Here is a 19,101-nt window from a genome sequence, read left to right as displayed (position 1 = left end):
CAGCCTGGATCTGCTCCAGTCTGTCACGGGAATGCAACACCCGCGAAGGATGACTGTAGTTTGACAGCGGGTCCCGGAGCGCCCCGCATCGGCCGCCGATCCGCGCGGCGCGCCTCCGCGACGGCGCGCGGGGCGGCTTCGCAGCGCGGGCGGCTTCCTGTAGAAGCGCCCCCGCCCGACGGGGAGGCCCGGATCCGCCCCCGAGGACCCGACCCAAGGATCGGCGAAGGACCGCGATGACCGAATTGCCCAACGTGCACGTGCGTGCCGAGGTCCTGGCCCAGGCGCTGCCCCACATGCAGCGCTACGACCAGGAGATCGTCGTCATCAAGTACGGCGGCCACGCCATGGGCGACCGGGCCGCGGCCGAGGACTTCGCCGAGGACATCGTCCTGCTGGAGCAGTCCGGCCTGAAGCCGATCGTCGTGCACGGCGGCGGACCGCAGATCGGCAAGATGCTCGACCGGCTCGGCATCCAGTCCGAGTTCCGCGGCGGCCTGCGCGTCACCGACGAGGCCACCGTCGAGGTGGTCGAGATGGTCCTGGCCGGCCTGATCAACAAGCAGATCGTCGGCTGGATCTCGGCCGAGGGCGGCCGGGCGGTCGGCCTGTGCGGCAAGGACGGCAACATGGTCCGGGCCAAGCGGGCGATGAAGACCGTCGTCGATCCCGAGAGCCGCGTGGAGCAGACCGTCGATCTGGGCCTCGTCGGCGAGCCGGACCACGTCGAGCGCGGCGTCCTCGACGCGGTGCTCAAGGCCGAGCTGATCCCGGTCCTGGCGCCGGTCGCCTACGGGGCGGACGGGCAGACCTACAACGTGAACGCCGACACCTTCGCGGGGGCGATCGCCGGGGCGCTCCGGGCCAAGCGCCTGCTGCTGCTCACCGACGTGCCGGGCGTCCTCGACAAGGACAAGAAGCTGATCCCGGAACTCACCGTGGAGGATTGCCGGCGCCTGATCGCCGACGGCACCATCACGGGCGGGATGATCCCGAAGATCGAGACCTGCATGTACGCGATCGAGCGCGGCGTCGAGGCGGTCGTCATCCTCGACGGCAAGGTCAACCACGCCGTGCTGCTCGAGCTGTTCACCGATTACGGTGCCGGCACCCTGATCCGTCGCGGCTGAGATCCGGACCGCCCGCGCACCGTGCCGGATCCCGGCGCGGCGCGCGGGCGCAACCTCCGCGCGCCCAGCGCATTGTCGTACCCCGCCCGCCCCGGAGGGGCCGGCCCCAGCAAGGTCCGGGCAAGGTACCGGCAAGCACCGAACTTGCGAGCTTGACCGTTCCAGTCCAGATTCCGGGGCAACAGCAACCTGAGGGGTTCCGGTGCACCACCCCGACAAGGCCCAGTTCACCACGCCCGCGGCGCGCGGCTTCGCCGATGTCGACACCTGGGTGTTCGACCTCGACAACACGCTCTACCCGAGCGACGCGGCGGTCTGGCCGAAGGTCGACGAGCGCATCACCCTGTACGTGATGCAGCTCTACGGGCTCGACGGGATCTCGGCCCGCGCCCTGCAGAAGTACTTCTACCACCGCTACGGCACGACGCTGTCGGCGCTGATGGTCGAGTCGCGGGTCGATCCCCACGACTTCCTCGATTTCGCGCACGACATCGACCATTCGTCGATCAAGCTCGACAAGAGCCTCGGCGACGCGATCGAGCGGCTGCCCGGGCGCAAGCTGATCCTGACCAACGGGTCGCGCCGGCACGCCGAGAACGTCGCCGCCAAGCTCGGCATCCTCGACCATTTCGAGGACGTGTTCGACATCGCCGCCGCCGACTTCGTGCCGAAGCCGGAGCGCACGACCTACGAGCGGTTCCTGGAGAAGCACGCCGTCGAACCGACCCGCGCGGCCCTGTTCGAGGACATCGCCCGCAACCTCGCGGTGCCGCACGACCTCGGCATGGCGACCGTGCTGGTGGTGCCGAAGGTCACCGATCCCTACCGCGAGGCCTTCGAGCAGGAGGCGGTGCGCGAGCCGCATATCGACCACATCACGGACGATCTCGCCGCCTTCCTCTCTGCCTGCGTGCTGCCCGAAGTACGACCCGCCTCCGGGGAGCGCCGCTGACGCGAGGCCGGGGCGCTTCACGGGCGGCGCGCATCGGGCCCTGATCCCAAGTCGACCGACGATCCGCCGCGCCGGCAGCAGCGCGGACGGATCGCGGCGGCAACCCAATCGACAAGCCGGCGCCGATCCTGTAGAGAGCCGCCCAACTCACAACAGGATCGCCGAAATCCTGGCGCCGATCGCCCATGAGGGGCGGAACGGCGCGACGGCCGGAGCTATGCCATGAACATCATCGAGCAGCTGGAGCGCGAGGAAGTCGCGCGCCTCGCCAAGACCATCCCGGATTTCGAGCCGGGCGATACGCTCATCGTCAACGTCCGCGTGAAGGAAGGCGAGCGCACCCGCGTCCAGGCCTACGAGGGCGTCTGCATCGCCCGCTCGGGCGGCGGCCTCAACGAGAGCTTCACGGTCCGCAAGATCTCCTACGGTGAGGGCGTGGAGCGCGTCTTCCCGGTCCATTCGCCGATGATCGACTCGATCAAGGTGGCCCGCCGCGGCAAGGTGCGCCGCGCCAAGCTGTACTACCTGCGCGACCGGCGCGGTAAGTCGGCCCGCATCGTCGAGCGCACCGACCGCTACAAGGCCAAGGACACTCCGGCCCCGGCGCCCGCCGCCGCCGAGTAAGCTGTCCGATTCGCTCCGCAGGCCGGAGCGATCGCCTAGTTTCAGACCGGTCCGGCTCAGCCGGGCCGGTTTTTTCGTGGCCGACAGGTCCGTCCAGTCGGCCGATAGCGCTCCTCAGGCAGCCCGGATCCCGTCAAGGAGCCAGTGGATCTCGGCGGAGAGCTGATCGGACCTGCGCGACAGGTCGATCGCGGCGCCGAGCACCTGCTCGGCCGCCTCGCCCGTCGCCTCGGCGCCCTGCGAGACCTCGGCGATGTTGCCGGTGACGGCCTCCGTGCCGGCCGCCGCGCGCGCGACGCTGCGCACGATCTCCTCGGTGGTCGCGCCCTGCTGCTCGATCGCGGCCGCGACGGACGCGGCGAGCGTGCTGACCTCGCCCACACTGCGGCCGATCCCGTTGATCGCCTCCACGGCCTGCCGGGTCGAGGCCTGGACCGCGCCGATCCGCGCGGCGATCTCCTCGGTCGCGGCCGCGGTCTGCTCGGCCAGCGCCTTGACCTCCCCCGCCACGATGGCGAAGCCCCGGCCCGACTCGCCGGCCCGCGCCGCCTCGATCGTGGCGTTGAGGGCGAGGAGGTTGGTCTGACGGGCGATGCCCGCGATCATGCTGGCGACGGCCCCGATCCGCTCGGCCCCGTCGGCGAGATCGCCCACGAGGGCGTCCGTGCGCCGCGCCTCGGTGGCCACCCGCGCGGTCTTGGCCGAGGATTGCGCCATCCGTCCGGAGATCTCCTGGATGGTGATCGCCATCTCCTCGGTGGCCGCGGCGACGCTCTGCACGCTCCCGGCGGTCTCCTGCGCGGCCCCGGCGACGCGCGTCGCTCGGGCACTCGTGCGCGACGCCGTCCGCGCCATCGCCTCGGCGGTCGCCTGCATCTCGGTGGCGGCCGCGGAGACGCCCGTCATCAGCGCCCCGGCCCGGGCCTCGAACGCCCGGGTGAGCGCGTCGAGGGTCTGCGCATGCCGGACCTTGGCCTCAGCTTCGCGCGCGACCGCCCGGTCCGTCTCGGCCTTGGCGACCAGCGCCTGCCGGAACACTTCGACGGTCCGGGCCATCTGACCGATCTCGTCCGTCCGCTCGAGTCCCGGTATCGGCTCCGCGCCGTCGCCCCGGGCGAGCGCCTGCATCCGGCGACCGAGGCGGTCGAGCGGGCGCGTGATGCCGCGCCCGATCAGGACGGAGCCGATCACCCCGAGCGCGCCGACCCCGAGCAGAAGGCCGGTCGCCGCGAGGGCGAGCGTCTGGAAGGCGGCCCTGATGTCGTCGGTGTAGGTCCCCGCCGCGATCATGATGTCCCAGGGCTCGAACCTGACGGCGAGCGTCGTCTTCGGAGACAGGCCTTCGTGCCCTGGCCGGGGGTAGAGATAGCTCAGCGTCGCCGTGTCGGAGGTCTTCAGCCGTCCGATCAGCGTTCCGGCCGCGCGAACGCCGTTGACCCGAGTCTCCAGCTGGTTGCTGCCGACGAGACGGCGGTCGGGGACCGCCAGGACCGTGCCGTCCATCGTGTAGATGGCGACGTAGTTGGTGCCGTTATCGAATCGCATGGCCATGGCGGTCTCGGCCAGCTCCGCCAGGGCCGCCTCACGGGACAGGGCGCCGCTCCTGACCCGGCTCTCGAGACTTTGCGCATAGGTGGTGAACAACTCCGTGACCGTGCGCAGGGACTGCAGCCGCCCCGACAGCATTTCCTGGTAATACATGCGCAGTCCGATGACACCGATGACCGATATAAGTAGACCTATCAAGGCAATCTGCGTCATCATCCTACGCGATAGATTTTTACTCAAAAATATCTTTATCATAATACGTTCCGCGAGATCGACAAACTCGTCGATGCTGCGGTGTGGCCTGATAAATCTGAGCCCGCATGTCAACGTAATCTCGCAGATCTGGATCGAGATCTGAAAGACACGCGGTTCAGGCGCGCAGGGCGGGCGAGGAAGCGGTCACCCGCGACGCGGTCTGCGCCGGCTGCAGGAGCGGGCCGTCAGTCGGCGAGCAGAACCTGAGATCGTGCCCGTGGCGCGGGGCCACGCCCGACCAGCCCGAATGACCGGGATCGAGTCGCTCCCTTGCACGCAGAGCTCGGGCACGATGGGGATGACGTCATCTGCGGATCGGAGTGGCGCCGCGGCCCGACGGAACGGCGCGGAGACGGCGCGATCGGGAGCGGGACAGGCGTCTAGCCGATCCGCGCGGTCACCTCGATCTCGACGCGCATCTCGGGGCGCAGGAGGCCCGCCACGACCACGATCGTGGCGGCGGGCCGGACGTCCGCCAGCACCCGCCCGCAGACGGCCAGCACGGCCTCGGCATCGTCCCGGTCGGTGACGTAGTAGGTGGCGCGCAGGACGCCGCCGAGGCCGGTTCCTGCCTCGGCGAGGACCGAACGGATCGTGCGCCAGCAGGCCTCGGCCTGCGCGGCGGCCCCGTCGGGCATCGTCATCGTGGCGTAGTCGTAGCCGGTCGTCCCGGACAGGTAGACGGTGTCGCCGTCGACCACCGCCCGGGAGTAGCCGTAATCCCGCTCGAACGGGGACCCCGACGTGATCAGCCGCCGGCTCATCCGCCGCGCAGGGCCTCCAGAACCTTGCCGCCGGCGCGGCCCGTGGGTGTCATGCCGAGCCGGCGCTCGACGTCCTTGATGGCGTCGCGCGTCTTCTGGCCGACCTTACCGTCCGGCTCGCCGACGTCGTAGCCGCGGGCGGCCAGCCGGGTCTGGAGGTCGCGGCGCTCGGCCCGCGACAGGGGCGGGTCGTCGGTCGGCCAGGCTGCCTGGACGCCGGGCCGGCCGCGCAGCCGGTCGGACAGGACCGCGATGGCGAGGCCGTAGGATTCGGCGGCGTTGTACGAGTAGATCGCGTCGAAGTTCCGGGTCACCAGGAAGGCCGGTCCGTCGATGCCGGCCGGCGCCAGGATCCCGGCCGGGCCCTCGCCCGAGAGCGGGCGCCCGTCCGCGCGGGTGACGCCGAGCGACGCCCAGTGGGCGACCGGCTTCTTGTTCTTGCGCCCGGCGGCGCCGACGTTGAAGCCGCGGGGCAGCTTCACCTCGTAGCCCCAGACCTGACCGTTCTGCCACTTGGCGACGCGCAGGAAGTTGGCGGTGGAGGCGACGGCGTCGGCCACGGAGTCGACCACGTCGCGCCGGCCGTCGCCGTCGCCGTCCACGGCGAGTCGCTGATAGGTCGTCGGCATGAACTGGGTCTGGCCGAAGGCGCCCGCCCAGGAGCCGGTCAGCCGCTCCGGCGCGATGTCGCCGCGCTCGATGATCCGCAGGGTGGCGATCAGCTCGCCGCGGAAGAAGTCCCGACGGCGGTTGTTCGAGCAGGCGAGCGTCGCCAGCGACTGCACCAGCGGCATCTTGCCGAGATTCTTGCCGAAATTCGACTCGACGCCCCAGACCGCCGCGATCGTGTAGCGGTCGACCCCGTAGCGCGACTCGGCCTGGGCGAGCGCCGCCGCGTTCTGGCGCATGGCCGCGCGCCCGTCCTCGACCCGCTCGTCGTCGACGAGCGCCGCCATGTAGTCCCAGATCGGCGTCTTGAACTCGGGCTGCGCCTGGGACAGCTCGATCACCTTGTCGTCGTAGCCGATGCCGCTCGTGGCGGCCCGGAAGGTCTGCGCCGAGACGCCCGCCGCCGCCGCCTGCGACTGGATGCCGGCGAGGCAGCTGTCGAAATCGGCCCGCGCCGGCAGGCTCGCCAGGGGCAGGACCGCGATGCCGGCGAGCAGCCCGAGCGCGCGCGCCGTCCTCGGTCCCGTCGGGTGCTTCGGCATGCTGACGATCCTCACGATGCGGAACGGAGTCTGGGCGCGGATTCAGGCGACATGTGGGTTAACGAACGGTGAGGAAACCCGCCTCGTCTTGACCCTGCGGCCTACCAACCGGTAGGTTGGCACCGTACTGGCGCATCGCCGGTCGGGTCAACGAACAGGGAGACGGGACGCATGATGAAGGACTGGAATCAGTACGGCGCCGAGCTCGTCAGCACGCTCGGGCGCATCGGTGCGGTGAGCCCGGACCTCCTCAAGGCCCACGACCAGCTCGCCGCGGCGGCCCCGACCGAGCGCAAGCTGGACGCGAAGACCCGCGAGTTGATCGCCCTCGCGGTCGCGGTCACGACCCGGTGCGACGGCTGCATCGCGGTGCATTCCGACGCCGCCCGCAAGGCCGGCGCGAGCAAGGAGGAGGTCGTGGAGGCGCTGGGCGTGGCGGTGGCACTGAACGCCGGCGCCGCCCTGGTCTACACCGCCCGCGCCTTCGAGGCGTTCACCGGCGAGTCCGGCTGAGCCGACCGGGATAGGGCCATGTCCGGTTCGCCGGGTCCGGGGCTCGTCTTCAGGACGGCGTGCCGGCCCGGTCTCGGCTGCCCAGGCGGTCCAGATAGGCGCAGAGCATGTCGGCCAGGGCGTCCGCGAAGGTCGCCATGGCCGCCTCGGTCCGGACCATCTCCGAGATGCGCTCGCCGACCTCGCCGAGCGTCATCGCGATGATCTCGCCCGCGACCGCCAGGTCCGTCTCGGGCGCCGCGGGAAGTGCCGCGCGCAGGAAGTCGCGGAACGCCTGCGAGCCGGCCAGCTGCGGCTCCGCGGCCTCGGGCGCGTCGCGATAGGCCGGGGCGGCCGCGTCGAGGGCCCGGCGCATCGCGGCCTCCGCGCATTCCGAGCGCACGAAGGCGTGGACGGCGGCGCGCAGGCGCTCGCCGGGCGCGCAAGTGGGATCCGTCAGGAGGCCGGCGAGGAGGGCGCTCGTGTCCCGCCACTCGTCGCTCTGGAGCTGGAACAGGATCGCCGCCTTGTTGGGGAAGTACTGGTAGAGCGAGCCGATGCTGACGCCGGCGCGCTCGGCGACCCGCGCCGTCGTGAAGCGCGCCGCGCCGACCTCCGCCAGAACCTGAGCGGCGGCCTCCAGAACGGCCGCGACGAGGTCGCTGGAGCGCGCCTGCCGGGGCTGCTTTCGCCTGGCGATTCCGAGACTTGGCCGGTCGGGCATGGGGCGGGGCTCGGAACGCGAATAGGCGCGGGCAGGGGGCGCCGGTACTCTGCGTCGTGTTCAGTTGAACGCGCAAGACGGAAAGCAACGCGCCATGTCACTCTCAGCATCCACACTCGCCGAACCGCGTATCGCGTCGCTGTTGGACAGTCTCTTCGCGCAGGCGGAGGCCTCCTCACCCTTGAGCGCCATCGGCGATCTCTCGGCGGACGAGCGGGCGCGCCTCATGGGCAGCCGCACCGGCTACCGGGACTTCTACAGCCGGCTCAAGGATATGCCCCTCGCGGTCTCTCGGGAGACCGGCCGGCTGCTCTACATGGTCGCGCGAACCCGCCGGGCGCGGACGATCGTCGAGTTCGGCACGTCCTTCGGTCTCTCGACCCTGCACCTCGCCGCGGCCCTGCGCGACAACGGCGGCGGCCGGCTGATCACCTGCGAGTTCGAGCCGTCCAAGGTGGTGCGGGCGCGGGCGAACCTGATGGAGGCCGGGCTGGCGGACCTCGTCGAGTTCCGCGAGGGCGACGCCCTCCAGACCCTCGGCCTCGACCTGCCCGACTCGGTCGACCTGCTGCTCCTCGACGGGGCGAAGGGGCTCTATCCGGAGGTTCTGAGCCTCGTGGAGAGTCGCCTCGGACCGGGGGCCCTGGTGGTCGCCGACAACGCGGACCACAGCCCGGACTACCTGCAGCGGGTGCGCGCGCCGAGCCGCGGCTACCTGTCGGTGCCGTTCGCCGAGGACGTGGAGCTGTCCATGCGGCTCGGGTGAGGCAGGCCCTGGCCTCGGACCGGCGGTCGCCTCAGCGCGACGCGACCGCCGTCGGGACGCGGGTCCGGTCGCTCAGGCCCACTCGCGCTGGGCGAGCTTCTGCTCGTAGGCGTCGATGGAGGAGACTCGCTCCAGCGTCAGCCCGATCTCGTCGAGTCCGTTCAGCAGGTTGTGCTTGCGGCCCTCGTCGACGTCGAAATGCAGGGTGCCGCCGTCCGGTCCCCGGATCGTCTGCGCCGCCAGGTCGACCGTCAGGGTGGCGTTCGCGCCGCGCTCGGCGTCCTCGAAGAGCTTCTCCAGATCCTCGGGCGACACGACGATCGCCAGGATGCCGTTCTTCGCGCAGTTGTTGAAGAAGATGTCGGCGAAGCTCGTGGAGATCACGCAGCGGATGCCGAAATCGGCCAGCGCCCAGGGCGCGTGCTCCCGGGACGAGCCGCAGCCGAAATTATCCCCGCACACCAGGATCTTGCTGTTCCGGTAGGCGGGCTGGTTGAGGATGAAGTCCGGATTCTCGGAGCCGTCCTCGCGGTAGCGCATCTCGGCGAACAGGCTCTTGCCGAGGCCGGTCCGCCGGATCGTCTTCAGGTACTTCGCCGGGATGATCCGGTCGGTATCGACGTTGATCGTCCGCAGGGGCGCCGCGACGCCCTCCAGGGTGGTGAACTTTTCCATCGTCTGACGGCTCGTGTCGGTGGTCTCTCTGTCGCGCGGTTTAGCAGCCGCGGGCCCGGGCCGGAAGCGTCAGGCGAGGTCGGGCGCCGTCGCCCGGGACAGGGTGCCGTCGTGGAGGGCCGAGGCGACCAGCGCCCCGGCGATCCCGGCCGCCCGGAGCGCCCGCAGGTCGTCCGGGCCGCGCACGCCGCCCGCCGCGTAGAGGCGGCGATCCGGCGCCCGCGCGCGCAGGGCTCCCAGGGCCGCGAGGTCCGGGCCGGCCCCGGCGCCGACCTGCGCCAGCGTCATGGCGATCACCTCCGGCGGCCAGAGCGCCGGATCGTCGTGGAGGGCCGCCGGGCCGAGCCGCTCCGCGCCGCGCGTGTCGAGGGAGAACACCGCCCGGTCGCCGAGCCGCGTCACGAGGTCGGCATTCGCCTGGCTCTCGCTGCCGATCACCGGTCGCCCGAGCCCGGCCTCCAGGAACGCCGCGACACCCTCCGGCTCGGCGAAGCCGGCATCGACCCACAGGGCGATCCCCGGGCAGGCGCGGGCGATCGCCTCCAGGGCGCGGAGATCGGGCGCGGCGCGGTCGATGATCGCGTCGAGATCGGCGACGTAGAGGATCGCGGCGGGCCACGCGTCGACCAGCCCGCGGGCCACCGCGTCCGGCGCCGAGCCCTTTGCCAAGGGCGTCTCGATCGGGGCATAGGAGGAGCGCTCGCCCCGGCGCGCCCGCACCACGCGGCCGCCCCGGAGATCGAGCACCGGGATCACCGCGAAGCCGGGGCGCCCGATCCTGTGGTCCATCGAGGCGCTCATCGCGGTCCCATGCGCTCATCAAACCCAACGACCATCGGGTGGGACCTCGGCGGGGTCCACGTCAAGGTCGCCCTGGTCGAGGACGGCCGGGTCGCGGCCGCCGCCCAGGTGCCGTGCCCGCTCTGGCAGGGCCTGCCGGCCCTCGACCGGGCGCTGGAGGCCGCCCCCGACTGGGCCCGCGGCGCGGCCCTGCACGCCGTGACCATGACGGGCGAGCTGACCGACTGCTTCGCCGACCGGCGCGACGGCGTCGCGGCGCTCGCCGGATGGGCCGGGTCGCACCTCGCCGGGACCGTGCGGATCTACGCCGGCCGCTCCGGCCTCGTCGCCCCCGAGGCGGCCGCGTCCCTGTCGGCGGACGTGGCCTCGGCCAACTGGCACGCCACCGCGGCGCTCGCCGGCCGGCACGTCCCGGACGCGCTGCTGGTCGATATCGGCTCGACCACCGCCGACCTGATTCCCGTCGTGGGCGGGCGGGCGGCCGCGACCGGCTACAGCGACGCCGAACGGCTGGAGACCGGCGAGCTCGTCTATACCGGCGCGGTGCGCACGCCGGTGATCGCCCTGTCCGACCACGCCCCCTTCGCGGGCCGCCGGACCCGGCTGATGACCGAGACCTTCGCCCACATGGCGGACGTCTACCGCATCCTCGGCCAGCTCCCCGAGGGCGCCGACCAGCAGCCGAGCGGCGACCGCAAGGGCAAGACGGTCGCCGAGAGCGAGACCCGGCTCGCCCGGATCGTCGGGCGGGACCGGGCGGAGGCGCCCGGAGCGGCCTGGACGGCGCTCGCCGCCCATTTCGCCGAGGCGCAGCTGCGCCTGCTGCACGACGCGGCGGCGGAGATCCTCAGCCGGCCCGATCTCGGCGCGGACGCGCCCCTCGTCCTGTGCGGCGCCGGCGCCTTCGTGGGCACCCGCCTCGCCGAGCGTCTCGGCCGGCCCTCGACACCGCTCGTGACGCTGCTGGCGGACCGGATCGGCGGCGCGCGCGACGGCATCTCGACCTGTGGACCGGCGGTGGCGGTCGGCCTCATCGCCGCGGAGGAGGCACTCGCATGAGCGCAATCAAGATCCTGGCCCGGATCCTGACGGCCCGGGTCGGGCCGCATATCGAGCTGGCCGTCGAGACGGAGACCGGAGAGGTTCTGAAGGTGCTCGCCACCGAGGACCAGGTCGACCGGCTGGTCGACGAGCTCGAGGACATCCTCAACTCGCCCGCCGACCCGGAGGATGACGGGCCGCCCCAGGCGGCCTGAGGCCCCGGGACCCGCCGGTCGCCATGAGCCTGATCGCCGCCAAGATCGTCGTCACGCCGACCCTGATGTGGGCCGTGTCGGCGGCCGCGCGCCGGTGGGGCAGCCTCGTCGGCGGCCTGCTCTCGGGCCTCCCGCTGACCTCGGCGCCGATCTCGATCTACCTCGCCGCCGAGCAGGGCGAGCGCTTCGCCGCCGACGCGGCGATCGGCTCGGTGGAGGGGCTCGGCGCGGTCACCGTCAGCTACCTCGTCTACGCCGTCGCCGCGCCGCGGACGGGGGGCCTCGCGGCCGCGCTGCTCGCCCTCGCGGGCTTCGTCCTCGGCGGCGCGCTGCTGCACGGGGTGATCCAGCCCGGCCTGTGGCTCGCCACGGCGATCGACCTGCCGGCGATGGCCCTGGTGGTCGCCCTGTGCCGGCCGGCCGCGGGGACCGAATCGCCGGCCCGCCGGGCGCGCCCGCCGCGCTGGGACATGCCGGCCCGGCTCGCGGCCGCCACCGCCCTGGTCCTGATGGTCTCGGGGCTGGCGCCGCATCTCGGCTCCGGCCTGAGCGGCGTCCTGGCGCCGATCCCGATCATCTCCTGGCCGCTCATCGTCTTCGCCCGGGCGCAGGACGGCGTCGGCGCCGCCCTGGAGGTGGTGCGCGGCAGCGCCCAGGGCGCGTTCGGCGTGCTGGCCTTCTATGTCTGCGTGCACCTGCTGCTCGGGCGGATCGACCCGGTCGCGGCCTACGCCGCCGCGATCGCGGTGTCGGCGGCCTGCGTGCTGCCGTGGCTGGTCGCGCGACGGCGCCCGCTTTCCGCCTGACCGCGCCGAGGCGACCGCGGAGGGGATCGATGCTGCCGGAGACCGGAATCCCGACCCTCACACCGGGCTACGCGGCGGTGCCGCCCGGCCATCTCGCCACGATCGTCACCAGCCTGGAGATGCTGCGCCCGCCGCCCCCGCGGCCCGGACGGCCGTTCCCGCCCGGGCTCGCCCTCGAGCCCCTGGAACGCACCGACCCGGAGACCTACCGGAGCCTGTTCCGGGCGGTGGGCGCCGACTGGCTCTGGTTCTCGCGCCTCACCCTGGCCGACGAAGCGCTGGCGGCGATTTTGGCCGACCGGGATGTCGAGATTCTCGCGCTGCGGCGGGACGGGCGGAACGTCGGCATGCTGGAACTGGATTTCCGCCGGCCCGGCACCTGCGAGCTGGTCTTCCTCGGACTGACCGGGGACGCGGTCGGGACCGGGATCGGCCGCACGCTGATGAACGCGGCGATCGGCCGGGCCTGGGCGCGCCCGATCGCGCGGTTCTGGGTGCATACCTGCACGCTGGACCATCCCGGCGCGCTCGCTTTCTACCGGCGCTCCGGCTTCGTTCCTTTCGCGATCCACGTCGAGGTCGCGCCCGATCCGCGGCTCGACGGGACCCTGCCGCGCGACTGCGCCCCGCACGTGCCGCGGCTCGGCTGAGGCGCCGCGCGCGGGGTCCGGACACGAAGAGACCCGCGGCCTCGCGGCCGCGGGTCTCGTGTCGTCAGTCGCGCGCGCCGGTCAGGCGGCGGTGCGCTTGCGGGCTTCCTGCTTCGTGTCGACGCCGGCCGCTTTGATCTCGGACAGCTTCTGCGCGACGTTGCGCGAGAACACGAACTCGGCCGGGCGCTGGTTCTCCAGGCTGACCTCGGGGGCCATCTCGCCCTCGGTCTTGATGCCGCGGATCGCGTGCACCAGCGGCTTCCAGGGCTTGCGGACCGAATCGACCACCGAGGAGGCCTCGTAGCCCGAGTGGACCATGCAGTCGGCGCACTTCTCGTAGTTGCCGGTGCCGTAGGCGTCCCAGTCGGTGGTCTCCATCAGCTCCTTGAAGGTCGCCGCGTAGCCCTCGCCGAGCAGGTAGCAGGGCTTCTGCCAGCCGAACACGGTGCGGGTCGGGTTGCCCCACGGGGTGCAGTGGTAGGTCTGGTTGCCGGCCAGGAAGTCGAGGAACAGGCCCGACTGCTGGAAGGTCCACTTCTCGCGGCCCTTCTCCTTGCCGTGCCGGAACACGCCGCGGAACAGGTCCTTCGTCGCCTTGCGGTTCAGGAAGTGCTTCTGGTCGGGGGCGCGCTCGTAGGCGTAGCCGGGGGAGACGGTGATGCCGTCGATGCCCATTCGGGTCACGCTGTCGAAGAAGTCGGCGATCTTCTCCGGCTGGGAATTGTTGAAGAAGGTGCAGTTGATGGTGACCCGGAAGCCCATCTCCTTGGCCTTCGCGATCGCCGCCACGGCCTTGTCGTAGACGCCGCGCTGGCACACCGACTGGTCGTGCATCTCCTTGTCGCCGTCCAGATGGATCGACCACGTGAAGTACGGGCTCGGCTTGTACTCCTTGATCTTCTTCTCGAGGAGCAGCGCGTTCGTGCAGACGATCGCGAACTTCTTCTGGGCGATGATGCCCTCGACGATCTGCGGCAGGTCCTTGTGGAGGAGCGGCTCGCCGCCGGCGATCACCACCACCGGGGCTCCGCACTCGCGCACCGATTCGAGCGCGTCGGCGACCGGGAGGCGCTTGTTCAGGATCTCGTCCGGGTAGTCGATCTTGCCGCAGCCGGCGCAGGCCAGGTTACAGCGGAACAGCGGCTCCATCATCATCACAAGCGGGTAACGCTTGCGGCCCGTGAGGTGCTGCTTCAGGATGTAGCCGCCGATCTTCGCGACGTACCGGAGGGGGATACCCAAGATTGCGGCTCCTTACTTCGTCGGCCCCGGGACATCGGGGTGCTTAACGCGAAAAAATCTCGAATTCCAGCCATCTAGCTTGGAACTAATCTGAAATGACCCCGTTTCGGCGGGGCGATGACATCTTATTCCGTGCCTGACGCAACGGCGCCACATGGACCGCGCTTGCGGAGCCCGTGGGCGGACGCGCCCGATCGTTGAGGACAGCACGTGCATTGCGTCGGCAATACGACCGGAATCCCACGATTCGGGTGGCCGCGCCAGAAACGCCGTGCGCTAGCGCACACGGGCGGGCGCGGGATGCGCGCCACGGCGGCCGCGTTGCAATCTGGCATCGCCCTCTTTACTGAGCCTCGTGGCCGCGATGCAAGTCCCGGCCCGCGGCGGGTGTCCCGACCGCGGACCGCATCGGGCGCAATCAGTCGGGTGCCGGGCGCGCGCGGCGCGCTCGGATCGGGCGGTGTGGCGTTCCTCGAACCCGATGCGCACCCGGCCGAATCGCGGAGCGTCGCGCGGCGGAGCCCTGAGCCCGCCCGTGTCGGTGGCCCGGGTTCGGACCGGACAGATGGCAGGAGCCGGTCGCGCACGGGGCGCGTCCGATGCGAACAGGCAGGGTGCTCGTGATCGAAAGTCTCGTCGCGTTCTCGGTGCGGTATCGGTGGATCGTGATCGCCTTCACGGCGTTCCTCACGGTCGCGAGCCTCGGAGTCGCGGCGCACCTGTTCCGAATCAACACCGACGTCGAGCGGCTGATCGACCCGAAGGAGCCGTGGCGGCAGGACGAGATCAATTTCGAGAAGGCGTTCCCGCAGCGCAGCAACACCATCGTCGCGGTCATCAACGGCGAGACGCCGGAGGAGACCGAGGAGGCGGCCGCCAACCTCGCCAAGGCGCTCACGGCGCACAAGAACCTGATCGAGACGGTCTACCGGCCCGACGGCGGCCCGTTCTTCAACAAGAACGGCCTGCTGCTGATGTCGCAGGCGGACCTCGACAAGACCCTGGAGGCGCTGACCCAGCAGCAGGGTCTGCTCGGCCCGCTCGCCGCCGACCCGTCGCTGCGGGGCATCATGCGGGTGCTGACGCTGGGCGCGCGCGGCGTGAAGACCGGCGACGCCAAGATCGAGGACCTCGAGAAGCCCATGGGGCAGATCGACGCCACCCTGCAGAAGGTGCTGGCGGGTCAGCGGGCGCGGATGTCCTGGCAGGAACTCCTGTCGGGGGGTGAGACCAGCGTCACCGACAAGATGAAGTTCGTGGTGATCCAGCCGGTCCTCGACTTCAACGCCCTGGAGCCCGGCTACCAGGCGACCAAGCTGATCCGCAACGTCGCCAAGGATCTCGGGATCGACGCCCAGAACGGCCTGCGGATGCGCCTGACCGGCACGGTGGCGGTGGCGGACGAGGAGTTCGCGACGCTGTCGGAGGATGCCGGCCTCAACAACAGCATCATCGTCGGCGCGATCGTGCTGTTCCTGTGGCTGGCCCTGCGCTCGGGCAAGCTCGTCGGCGCGGTGATCATCACCACCTTCGCGGGCCTCGTGGTCACGGCCGCCCTGGGCCTCATCATGGTCAAGGAGCTGAACCCGATCTCGGTGGCCTTCGCGGCCCTGTTCGTCGGGCTCGGCATCGATTTCGGCATCCAGTTCTCGGTGCGCTACCGGGCCGACCGCTACGAGCAGCCGACGCTGGAGAGCGCGATCCGCGCCGCCGCCCGGGGCGTCGGCTGGTCGCTGACGCTCGCCGCGGTGTCGCTGGTGGCGGGCTTCTTCGCCTTCCTGCCCACGGCCTTCCGCGGCGTGTCGGAGCTGGGCCTGATCGCCGGCGTCGGCATGATCGTGGCCTTCCTGTTCTCGCTGATCCTGCTGCCGGCCCTGATCGCGGTGTTCAAGCCGGTGGGCGAGAAGGCCGCGGTCCAGACCGACTGGCTCGTCGGCGTCGACCCCTGGATCATCCGGCACCGCAAGCCGATCCTGATCGGCGTCGGCCTCGTGACCCTGGCCGGCGCGCCGCTGCTCTGGCACCTGCCGTTCGACTCGAACCCGATGCACCTGCGCAGCGCCAAGACGCAGTCCATCGCGACCTACCTGGACCTGATCAAGAATCCCGAGACCAGCCCGAATTTCATCGACGTGCTGGCGCCCAGCGTCGCGGAGGTCCCGTCGCTGTCGAAGACGCTCCTGGCCCTGCCGGTCACCGCCTCGGTCAACAGCATCGACACCTTCGTGCCGCGGGATCAGGACAAGAAGCTGGCCCAGATCGCCGACACGGCCCAGCTCCTCGACCCGGTGCTCAACCCCGGCCGCCGCCCGCCGCCGCCGACCGACGCCGACAACGTCAAGGCGCTCAAGGACGCCGCCGCGGCGCTCAACGGCCTCTCGGCCGACGCCAAGGGCGACGCGAAGGGCGCCCAGGAGGCCAAGCAGCTCGCCGGCACCCTGGACAAGCTCGCCGCCGGACCGGTGCAGATGCGCGAGGCGGCCTCGGTGGCGCTCACCAAGGATCTGGTGCCGCTGCTCGCCCGCCTGCGCGACCTGCTGCATCCCGAGAAGATCACGCTGGACAACCTGCCGCCGCAGCTGAAGGCCGACTGGGTGGCGGCGGACGGACGGGCGCGCATCGAGGTTCACCCGAAGGGCGACTCGAACGACGACACCGTGCTCCGCCGGTTCTCGGACGAGGTCCTGAAGGTCGCCCCGCACGCGACCGGCGCGCCCGTGGCCACCACGCAGTCGAGCTACACGATCCTGGGCGCCTTCGTGCAGGCGGCGGTGACGGCCTTCGTGCTGATCTTCGTCATCCTCTCGGTCGCCCTGCGCAAGCCGTGGGACGTGGCGATGACCCTCGGCCCGCTGGTGATCGCGACGCTCTGGACGCTGATGGCGATGCGCATCGTCGGCATGCCGCTGAACTTCGCCAACATCATCGCCCTGCCGCTGATGCTCGCGGTCGGCGTGGCGTTCCACATCTACTACGTGATCGCGTGGCGGGCGGGCGTGACCGACATGCTCGCCTCCAGCCTGACCCGGGCGATCTTCTTCTCGGCGCTGACCACGGGCAGCGCCTTCGGGTCGCTGGTCTTGTCGAGCCATCCGGGCACGGCCAGCATGGGCAAGCTGCTGGCGCTGTCGCTGTTCTTCACCCTGGTGGCGGCGTTCTTCGTGGTTCCGGCGACCCTCGGCGAGCCGCCGGAGCAGCCCGACGAGGATCGTCCGGAAGCCGAGAAGGCGGCCGGTGCGGCCCTGCGCAAGTCCGCCCCGCACCAGGATCCGGTGCCCGCCAAGTAGAAGCCGAGCAGCGCCGGCCGGTCGCGGCCGGCGCTTCGGAGAGCCTCAGAGGGCCTTCTCGAAGAAGTGGTCCGGGTAGGGATCGTCGTTGAAGCGGTCGATCTCCACCCAGCCCGACCGCCGGTAGAGCGCCAGGGCCTCGGGCAGGGCGCTGTTGGTGTCGAGCCGCAGCGTCCGGATCCCGAGGTCGCAGGCGGCGGCCTCGGCCTCCCGCATCAGCCGCTTGGCGAGGCCCAGCCCGCGCGCCGCGGGATCGACCCAGAGCCGCTTGATCTCCGCGACCGCGCCGCCGCCTCCCTTGAGCCCGACGCATCCGACCGGCAGCCCGTCGGCGCACGCGAGCAGGAACACGCCGCGCGGCCGCACCATGGCGGCGGCCTCCGGGTCGCACGACAGGGCGACGTCGAACCCGCCGGCAAACCGGGTCGCGAGCTCGGCGTAGTAGGCGGCGAGGCAGGCGCGGGCGCCCGCGTCGGTCGGGTCGGCCTCCCGGATCGCGATGGCGTCGCGGCCGAGGGCCAGGGCGACCCGGTCCATGGCGTGCAGCAGCGCGTCCACCTGCGGTGCGCGCTCCAGCAGGGCGACGGCGCGGGCATCCGACAGCGCCTCGTAGGCCGCGAACTCGCGCCGCCCGGCCTCGGTCAGGGAGGCGAGCCGGCGGCGGGCATCCGCGGGATGCGGCGCGGTTGCCACCAGCCCCTCCTCCTCCAGGCTCCGCAGGAGACGGCTCATCAGGCCGGAATCGAGACCGAGATAGGCGCGGATCTCGCCGATCTCCGCGCGGCCCGCGCCGATGGCGTTCAGGACCCGCGCCGCGCCCAGGGGACGGCCGCGACCGAGGAACGAGGAATCGAGCGCGCCGACCTCGGCGGTGACCGCGCGGGCGAAGCGGCGGACGCGGGCGATCTCGGCAGGCTCCATGTTATCTGACTAAAGTCAGATAACGACCTGGGTCAACCGAGGAAGTCGGAGAACCCGCCGCGGACGGCGCCCGACGCGTCAGCGGCCGACCGGGATGCGGGGGCGGTCAGGGCGTCGCGCTCGTCGGCGTAGCGGTAGCCCGGCGCCTCGCCAGGGAAGCCGCCGGCGGTGGCCGGATGGGTGTAGAGCTCGGTCAGGCCGTCCGGAAGTTCGGCCAGCAGGGCCGCGACACGGGCGGGCGTCATGGCGCCGGACCACGCGAGGCCGAGGGTGCGGTCGGGGATCAGCAGCCCGGCCTGCCGGGCGCGGACGGCGAGCAGCGCCGCCCAGGGCGCGATGTCGAGGGCGGCTCGCGGCCGCGCGCCGAGCTCGGCGCGGCGCAGGATCTCGCGCGGCTCCCGCGGCACCCGCAGGGCGCGCATCCCGAAGTCGCGGCCGACGCGCAGCACTGCCCCGGCGATCAGCGGGTGGACGTGGAAGTGCTTGTGGGCGTTGACGTGGTCCAGCGGCAGGCCGGTGGCCCGGTAGGCCTCGAACTGAGCCCGGATCTCGGCGGCGAGCTGGCGCCGGGCCGCGGGCCTGCGGGCGAAGTCGAGGCCGAGGCGGGCCATGTCGGCCCGCATCAGGCCGGCCTCGTCCGTCAGGTCGGGAAGCTGTTCCGCCGGCAGGGTCGGCCACGCCTCCACGAGGACGAGGTGCAGCCCGACCCGCAGGGACGGCATCCGCCGGGCCCGCGCCGCGGCGTCGGCGGCGGCCGGCGCCGAGACCATCAGGCTCGCCGCCGTGAGGATCCCGTCGCGATGGGCCTGCTCGACGGCCTCGTTGACCTCGGGGCTCAGCCCGAAATCATCCGCGGTGACGACCAGACGCTTCACGGTAACCTCGTAACGGGTGTCGAGAGGGCTCGCCCTCTCGCGGGTCCAGGGCGGAGCCCTGGAAGAGGGGCGGGGCTCTGCCCCGCTCCCCGCCGGGACCGCAGTCCCCGGACCTCTGA

At 71.6% G+C, this 19,101-nt stretch carries 19 protein-coding genes; 10 read left to right on the top strand and 9 right to left on the bottom strand.

Annotated features, from left to right (window positions below):
* Nucleotides 1–236: 236 nt before the first annotated feature.
* The 3 genes from argB to rplS all read left to right on the top strand — a co-directional run bounded on the left by argB (nucleotide 237) and on the right by rplS (nucleotide 2,706).
* Nucleotides 237–1,130 carry an acetylglutamate kinase gene (gene argB / locus LXM90_RS18835; protein ID WP_020095286.1) on the top strand — a complete coding sequence of 298 codons (894 nt, stop codon included), beginning with the start codon at nucleotides 237–239 and terminating at the stop codon, nucleotides 1,128–1,130.
* A 202-nt stretch (nucleotides 1,131–1,332) separates the two neighbouring features.
* On the top strand, nucleotides 1,333–2,082 hold the full coding sequence (locus LXM90_RS18830) for a pyrimidine 5'-nucleotidase (protein WP_020095287.1): 750 nt from the start codon (nucleotides 1,333–1,335) through the stop codon (nucleotides 2,080–2,082).
* Nucleotides 2,083–2,304: 222 nt separating this feature from the next.
* Nucleotides 2,305–2,706: a 50S ribosomal protein L19 gene (gene rplS, locus LXM90_RS18825; protein WP_020095288.1), complete on the top strand. Its 402-nt coding sequence runs from the start codon at nucleotides 2,305–2,307 to the stop codon at nucleotides 2,704–2,706.
* Nucleotides 2,707–2,820: 114 nt separating this feature from the next.
* Here rplS and LXM90_RS18820 read toward each other — a convergent pair whose 3' ends face one another.
* The 3 genes from LXM90_RS18820 to LXM90_RS18810 all read right to left on the bottom strand — a co-directional run bounded on the left by LXM90_RS18820 (nucleotide 2,821) and on the right by LXM90_RS18810 (nucleotide 6,484).
* On the bottom strand, nucleotides 2,821–4,407 hold the full coding sequence (locus LXM90_RS18820; RefSeq protein WP_020095289.1) for a methyl-accepting chemotaxis protein: 1,587 nt from the start codon (nucleotides 4,405–4,407) through the stop codon (nucleotides 2,821–2,823).
* A gap of 482 nt (nucleotides 4,408–4,889) precedes the next feature.
* Nucleotides 4,890–5,273, bottom strand: a complete 384-nt coding sequence (locus LXM90_RS18815) for a RidA family protein (protein ID WP_020095290.1) — start codon at nucleotides 5,271–5,273, stop codon at nucleotides 4,890–4,892.
* Entirely contained in the window at nucleotides 5,270–6,484 is a 1,215-nt protein-coding gene (locus LXM90_RS18810; RefSeq protein ID WP_020095291.1) for a lytic murein transglycosylase, read from the bottom strand. Before LXM90_RS18810 ends, LXM90_RS18815 begins: the two co-directional genes overlap by 4 nt.
* Before the next feature lie 171 nt (nucleotides 6,485–6,655).
* Between LXM90_RS18810 and LXM90_RS18805 the strand changes: the two genes are divergently transcribed.
* Nucleotides 6,656–6,997 carry a carboxymuconolactone decarboxylase family protein gene (locus LXM90_RS18805; protein ID WP_020095292.1) on the top strand — a complete coding sequence of 114 codons (342 nt, stop codon included), beginning with the start codon at nucleotides 6,656–6,658 and terminating at the stop codon, nucleotides 6,995–6,997.
* Between the two features lie 49 nt (nucleotides 6,998–7,046).
* Here LXM90_RS18805 and LXM90_RS18800 read toward each other — a convergent pair whose 3' ends face one another.
* Nucleotides 7,047–7,700 (bottom strand): TetR family transcriptional regulator, encoded by a 654-nt coding sequence (locus tag LXM90_RS18800; protein WP_020095293.1) that lies wholly within the window; start codon nucleotides 7,698–7,700, stop codon nucleotides 7,047–7,049.
* 94 nt (nucleotides 7,701–7,794) lie between these two features.
* Here LXM90_RS18800 and LXM90_RS18795 point away from each other — a divergent pair, with 94 nt between their 5' ends.
* Nucleotides 7,795–8,466 carry an O-methyltransferase gene (locus tag LXM90_RS18795; RefSeq protein WP_026605268.1) on the top strand — a complete coding sequence of 224 codons (672 nt, stop codon included), beginning with the start codon at nucleotides 7,795–7,797 and terminating at the stop codon, nucleotides 8,464–8,466.
* A gap of 72 nt (nucleotides 8,467–8,538) precedes the next feature.
* Here LXM90_RS18795 and leuD read toward each other — a convergent pair whose 3' ends face one another.
* Nucleotides 8,539–9,141 (bottom strand): 3-isopropylmalate dehydratase small subunit, encoded by a 603-nt coding sequence (gene leuD, locus LXM90_RS18790; RefSeq protein ID WP_020095295.1) that lies wholly within the window; start codon nucleotides 9,139–9,141, stop codon nucleotides 8,539–8,541.
* A gap of 69 nt (nucleotides 9,142–9,210) precedes the next feature.
* Nucleotides 9,211–9,942 carry a HisA/HisF-related TIM barrel protein gene (locus tag LXM90_RS18785; RefSeq protein ID WP_020095296.1) on the bottom strand — a complete coding sequence of 244 codons (732 nt, stop codon included), beginning with the start codon at nucleotides 9,940–9,942 and terminating at the stop codon, nucleotides 9,211–9,213.
* Nucleotides 9,943–9,951: 9 nt separating this feature from the next.
* Here LXM90_RS18785 and LXM90_RS18780 point away from each other — a divergent pair, with 9 nt between their 5' ends.
* The 4 genes from LXM90_RS18780 to LXM90_RS18765 are packed head-to-tail and all read left to right on the top strand — an operon-like array spanning nucleotide 9,952 to nucleotide 12,654.
* Nucleotides 9,952–11,001, top strand: a complete 1,050-nt coding sequence (locus LXM90_RS18780) for a hydantoinase/oxoprolinase family protein (protein ID WP_205833397.1) — start codon at nucleotides 9,952–9,954, stop codon at nucleotides 10,999–11,001.
* The gene (locus tag LXM90_RS18775; RefSeq protein WP_012317969.1) at nucleotides 10,998–11,198 is read left to right on the top strand and encodes a hypothetical protein; all 201 of its coding nucleotides are present in this window, start codon (nucleotides 10,998–11,000) and stop codon (nucleotides 11,196–11,198) included. The genes LXM90_RS18780 and LXM90_RS18775 overlap by 4 nt, the downstream gene beginning before the upstream one ends.
* A 23-nt stretch (nucleotides 11,199–11,221) precedes the next feature.
* A complete protein-coding gene (locus tag LXM90_RS18770) occupies nucleotides 11,222–12,004 on the top strand; it encodes a hypothetical protein (protein WP_103986056.1) in 783 nt (260 codons plus the stop codon).
* 29 nt (nucleotides 12,005–12,033) lie between these two features.
* Nucleotides 12,034–12,654: a GNAT family N-acetyltransferase gene (locus LXM90_RS18765; protein WP_020095299.1), complete on the top strand. Its 621-nt coding sequence runs from the start codon at nucleotides 12,034–12,036 to the stop codon at nucleotides 12,652–12,654.
* Between the two features lie 81 nt (nucleotides 12,655–12,735).
* On the opposite strand, the gene hpnH is transcribed toward LXM90_RS18765, so the two are convergent.
* Entirely contained in the window at nucleotides 12,736–13,899 is a 1,164-nt protein-coding gene (hpnH, locus tag LXM90_RS18760) for an adenosyl-hopene transferase HpnH (protein ID WP_020095300.1), read from the bottom strand.
* Between the two features lie 620 nt (nucleotides 13,900–14,519).
* Here hpnH and LXM90_RS18755 point away from each other — a divergent pair.
* Entirely contained in the window at nucleotides 14,520–17,186 is a 2,667-nt protein-coding gene (locus LXM90_RS18755) for an MMPL family transporter (RefSeq protein ID WP_026605271.1), read from the top strand.
* A gap of 45 nt (nucleotides 17,187–17,231) precedes the next feature.
* On the opposite strand, the gene LXM90_RS18750 is transcribed toward LXM90_RS18755, so the two are convergent.
* A complete protein-coding gene (locus tag LXM90_RS18750; RefSeq protein ID WP_042669471.1) occupies nucleotides 17,232–18,107 on the bottom strand; it encodes a bifunctional helix-turn-helix transcriptional regulator/GNAT family N-acetyltransferase in 876 nt (291 codons plus the stop codon).
* A 32-nt stretch (nucleotides 18,108–18,139) separates the two neighbouring features.
* Complete coding sequence (gene hpnK / locus LXM90_RS18745; protein WP_020095303.1) at nucleotides 18,140–18,982, bottom strand: hopanoid biosynthesis-associated protein HpnK; 843 nt, start codon at nucleotides 18,980–18,982, stop codon at nucleotides 18,140–18,142.
* Nucleotides 18,983–19,101: the final 119 nt, after the last annotated feature.

The sequence above is a fragment of the Methylobacterium oryzae genome (assembly GCF_021398735.1).
Taxonomy (GTDB): Bacteria; Pseudomonadota; Alphaproteobacteria; order Rhizobiales; family Beijerinckiaceae; genus Methylobacterium.
Note: the sequence above shows the minus strand (reverse complement) of the source record. Positions and strands in the feature narration are given on the sequence as shown.

Excerpts from the sequence above, each read along its gene's own strand:
- rplS (WP_020095288.1), top strand. The coding sequence starts at position 2,305 with ATGAACATCATCGAGCAGCTGGAGCGCGAGGAAGTCGCGCGCCTCGCC.
- LXM90_RS18810 (WP_020095291.1), bottom strand. The coding sequence starts at position 6,484 with ATGCCGAAGCACCCGACGGGACCGAGGACGGCGCGCGCGCTCGGGCTG.
- LXM90_RS18800 (WP_020095293.1), bottom strand. The coding sequence starts at position 7,700 with ATGCCCGACCGGCCAAGTCTCGGAATCGCCAGGCGAAAGCAGCCCCGG.
- LXM90_RS18785 (WP_020095296.1), bottom strand. The coding sequence starts at position 9,942 with ATGAGCGCCTCGATGGACCACAGGATCGGGCGCCCCGGCTTCGCGGTG.
- LXM90_RS18815 (WP_020095290.1), bottom strand. The coding sequence starts at position 5,273 with ATGAGCCGGCGGCTGATCACGTCGGGGTCCCCGTTCGAGCGGGATTAC.
- LXM90_RS18765 (WP_020095299.1), top strand. The coding sequence starts at position 12,034 with ATGCTGCCGGAGACCGGAATCCCGACCCTCACACCGGGCTACGCGGCG.
- LXM90_RS18795 (WP_026605268.1), top strand. The coding sequence starts at position 7,795 with ATGTCACTCTCAGCATCCACACTCGCCGAACCGCGTATCGCGTCGCTG.
- LXM90_RS18770 (WP_103986056.1), top strand. The coding sequence starts at position 11,222 with ATGAGCCTGATCGCCGCCAAGATCGTCGTCACGCCGACCCTGATGTGG.
- LXM90_RS18775 (WP_012317969.1), top strand. The coding sequence starts at position 10,998 with ATGAGCGCAATCAAGATCCTGGCCCGGATCCTGACGGCCCGGGTCGGG.
- LXM90_RS18780 (WP_205833397.1), top strand. The coding sequence starts at position 9,952 with ATGCGCTCATCAAACCCAACGACCATCGGGTGGGACCTCGGCGGGGTC.
- LXM90_RS18750 (WP_042669471.1), bottom strand. The coding sequence starts at position 18,107 with ATGGAGCCTGCCGAGATCGCCCGCGTCCGCCGCTTCGCCCGCGCGGTC.
- LXM90_RS18820 (WP_020095289.1), bottom strand. The coding sequence starts at position 4,407 with ATGTATTACCAGGAAATGCTGTCGGGGCGGCTGCAGTCCCTGCGCACG.
- leuD (WP_020095295.1), bottom strand. The coding sequence starts at position 9,141 with ATGGAAAAGTTCACCACCCTGGAGGGCGTCGCGGCGCCCCTGCGGACG.
- argB (WP_020095286.1), top strand. The coding sequence starts at position 237 with ATGACCGAATTGCCCAACGTGCACGTGCGTGCCGAGGTCCTGGCCCAG.
- LXM90_RS18805 (WP_020095292.1), top strand. The coding sequence starts at position 6,656 with ATGATGAAGGACTGGAATCAGTACGGCGCCGAGCTCGTCAGCACGCTC.